The sequence below is a fragment of the Hymenobacter agri genome, from assembly GCF_054778495.1.
Map to the genome: position 1 here is coordinate 1 of NZ_BAAGZM010000548.1, position 2889 is coordinate 2889.

At 61.5% G+C, this 2889-nt stretch carries 5 protein-coding genes and 1 pseudogene; all 6 read left to right on the forward strand.

Annotated features, from left to right (window positions below; all coding sequences use genetic code 11):
* Positions 1–153 precede the first annotated feature (153 nt).
* On the forward strand, positions 154–552 hold the full coding sequence (gene gp17, locus ACYVDE_RS19115) for a tail completion protein gp17 (protein ID WP_460503137.1): 399 nt from the start codon (positions 154–156) through the stop codon (positions 550–552).
* 32 nt (positions 553–584) lie between these two features.
* Positions 585–1073 carry a phage tail protein gene (locus tag ACYVDE_RS19120; RefSeq protein ID WP_460503138.1) on the forward strand — a complete coding sequence of 163 codons (489 nt, stop codon included), beginning with the start codon at positions 585–587 and terminating at the stop codon, positions 1071–1073.
* Between the two features lie 110 nt (positions 1074–1183).
* On the forward strand, positions 1184–1564 hold the full coding sequence (locus ACYVDE_RS19125; RefSeq protein ID WP_460503139.1) for a hypothetical protein: 381 nt from the start codon (positions 1184–1186) through the stop codon (positions 1562–1564).
* A 38-nt stretch (positions 1565–1602) separates the two neighbouring features.
* Positions 1603–1668, forward strand: a pseudogene (locus ACYVDE_RS19130) (phage tail assembly chaperone); the annotation flags it as partial.
* Positions 1669–1677: 9 nt separating this feature from the next.
* The gene (locus ACYVDE_RS19135) at positions 1678–1905 is read left to right on the forward strand and encodes a hypothetical protein (protein ID WP_460503140.1); all 228 of its coding nucleotides are present in this window, start codon (positions 1678–1680) and stop codon (positions 1903–1905) included.
* Positions 1906–1926: 21 nt separating this feature from the next.
* Positions 1927–2889 (forward strand): tape measure protein (locus tag ACYVDE_RS19140; protein ID WP_460503141.1); only part of this gene is annotated, 963 nt, incomplete at its 3' end.

Here is a 2889-nt window from a genome sequence, read left to right on the forward strand (position 1 = left end):
CGGCGGGGCGGCGACGCAGGTGCAGCAGCCGGGCAGCGCCGCCCAGCCATTCATGCGGCCGGCGTTCGACGCGACGGGGCAGCAAGTGGTGGAATCAATTACGGAACAGTGCCGCGAGATTCTGGACAGCGGCTTTAAATCAGTGTACAAATAATGGACCCCGGCCAGCTCCTCTTTTCCCGCCTCAGCCAGGCGCCCAGCGTGGCCGGCCAGTTGCAGCACGTGCGCGCCGGCCAAGCTGAGGTAAAAATCTATCCCATCCTAGCCCCGCCGGAAACGCCGCGGCCCTACCTCACCTACCAGCTCATCAGCAACGTGCCCGACGACTCGGCCGCCTGCGAGCTCGATGACCTGGCCCGGGTGCAGATTTCCATTTTCGCCGACTCCTACGCGCAAATCTGCGGGCTGGCCAACGCCATCCGGCAGCAGCTGCACCGCTACGAAACGGCCGGCGCCTACCTGCTGCTCACCAACGAGCAGGACCACGAACAGCCCGGCGCGCTGTGCTTTTTCCGCTCGCAGGATTATAGCTGTGAGCACACTCCTGAGTAAGCATCTTCTCACCTTTTTTTTCTGCAAATACAATGGCAAAAAACGTCGTCAAAGGCCGTGATGTGGCCTTTCAAGTCGAAAAGACTACCGGCTCTGGCGATTTCACCCGCGTGGGATGCGTGGGTGACATCGGCTTAAGTGTTAGCACCGAGTCGGATGAGGTCACCTGCTCGGACTCGACAAATTTCAAGGAGTTTGAGCCGGGTCAAATCAGTTTTGATGCTTCAGCCAACCTAACCCTGCGCCAGCTCACGGACGTGCCCGCTGGCAACGGTGGGACGCCCGCCGCTCAAACCGATGCTACTGACGGGGTAAATGGCGAGAACTTTCTAGACTGGCAATTGGCCCAGCGTAAAATGAAGCTCCGTTTTACCCTGGGAGTCGGCGCTGGTGCGGCTCGTTACGAAGCCATGTTTTTCATCACGAAGGGTGACCTCAAAGCACAACTGAAAGGTGCTGCTACCTATGCTGTAGCGCTGCAAGGTACTGGTGACATGATGAAGACCCTGGCCCCCTCTTAATTCCTGCCGTGGAAGTGAGTCCAAACAACCCGCGCCGGCTTCCGGGCGGGCTGTTTGGGCCCGCGGCCCGGCTTTACCTCTAGTCCCTCATCCTCATTTCTTCTCACTGCATGAAATCTGATAAAATTGCCCCCATTCAACTGGCCGCTGATGCTGAGCGCGGCGAAGTATTGCTCACCCTCAACGGCCAGCCAATGCTGATTCGCTTCGGGCTTAAGTTCCTGAAATCACTCACTGACCTCGACGGCAGTGCTGGTCCCAGTGAACTGCTCGACCGCCTGCAGCGCGCGCCGCTTAGCACGTTGCTTGAATTGGCCGAACATGGCATTCGGCAGAGCAAGCAAGCTGCTTCGCTGCCGGCTGGCTTTGATGTAGTGGAAGCGCTCGACGAGTTGCCCCGCGCTGAACAAAAGGAATTGTTTTCGGTGCTGCTCAAGTCAGTTTCCGCCAACCCTTTAATGGAGGTTTTGACGCAGGGCAACCCCTCCTAGCCGATGCGCCGATTCCGAAGCCGGAGACATGGGACGATATCGAAGGCTTCGGAATCGGCGATTTGCGGCTTAAACCTGCGGCGTTTTGGCGCCTGACCTGGCGCGAATACCTAATGCGCGCCGAGGGCTTTCACCGCCGCCAAATTCGCAAATGGCAGCACACGCGCTGGCTGGGCACGGTACTGCTCAATATTAACCGTGACCCGGAAAAAAGCCCTGAACCCATTGAACCCTGGGAGGTGCTTTCCTTACCCGGCGACCCCCAGCCCGCCGTGGTGACGCCGGAAGAACTAGATGCCGAACTGGCCCGCATCGCCCAACTCGATACCGACTGGCTGTAAGCCATAACCCTACCCCTGCCCATGCCCTCCTCTATCTTAGCCAGCGTCAGCGTCCTCGTCGGGGCCGAACTCGGTGAGTTTAAGGCCAAGATGGCCGAAGCCCGCAAGGAGCTCAAGGGCCTGGTGCAGTTCAGCGAAGGGCTGAAAAACATCGGCACCAGCCTGACTACGTACGTCACGGCACCCCTGCTCGCCCTGGGCGGGGCGTCGCTGGCCGCGTCGGGGAAAATCGAGAGCCTGAAGCGCGGCCTGGAAGCCATCACGGTGCAGGAGTTGGGCAAGCAGGGTGTGACGGGCTTGCAGGCCCTGCAGCAGTCGGCGGCCCTGACCACCGAGCGCATGAAGGAGCTGCAGGTGATTGCCAAGCAGCCCGGCCTGGGCTTCGAGGGCGCGGTGCAGGGCGACGTGCGCCTGCGCGCCGTGGGCATCTCGGCCGAGCAGTCGGCCAAAAGCATCAAGGCCTTCGCCAACGCCATCGCCACCACCGGCGGCGGCAAAGACGAATTCAACCGGGTAACGGTGCAGCTGGCCCAGCTCAGCGCCAAAGGCAAGGTGCTCGCCCAAGACCTTCGCCCCATCATCGAGGCCGCCCCGGCCGTATCGGGCGCGCTGCAGAAGCTCTACGGTACGGTCGACAGCGAAACCATCTCGGCCAGCCTGAAAAAGCAAGGGCAGAGCAGCACCGACTTCATCGCGGTGCTGACCGACGAGCTGGCCAAGCTGCCCCAGGTGCAGGGGGGCCTGAAAGCCATCTGGGAGAACGGGCTGGATGCGCTCATGCTCTCGGCGGCCAAGTTCGGCGACGGCATCGCCAAGGCCTTCAACCTGCAGCAGGTGGGCCAGCAGCTGACCGACTCCATCACTTCACTTGGTGACAAGTTTGCCGCCCTCTCGCCCGGCGTGCAGAAAGTCATCATCGTGCTGGGCGCCCTGACCGCCGCCACGGGGCCGGTGCTGCTGGGCATCGGCACGCTGGGCGCGGCC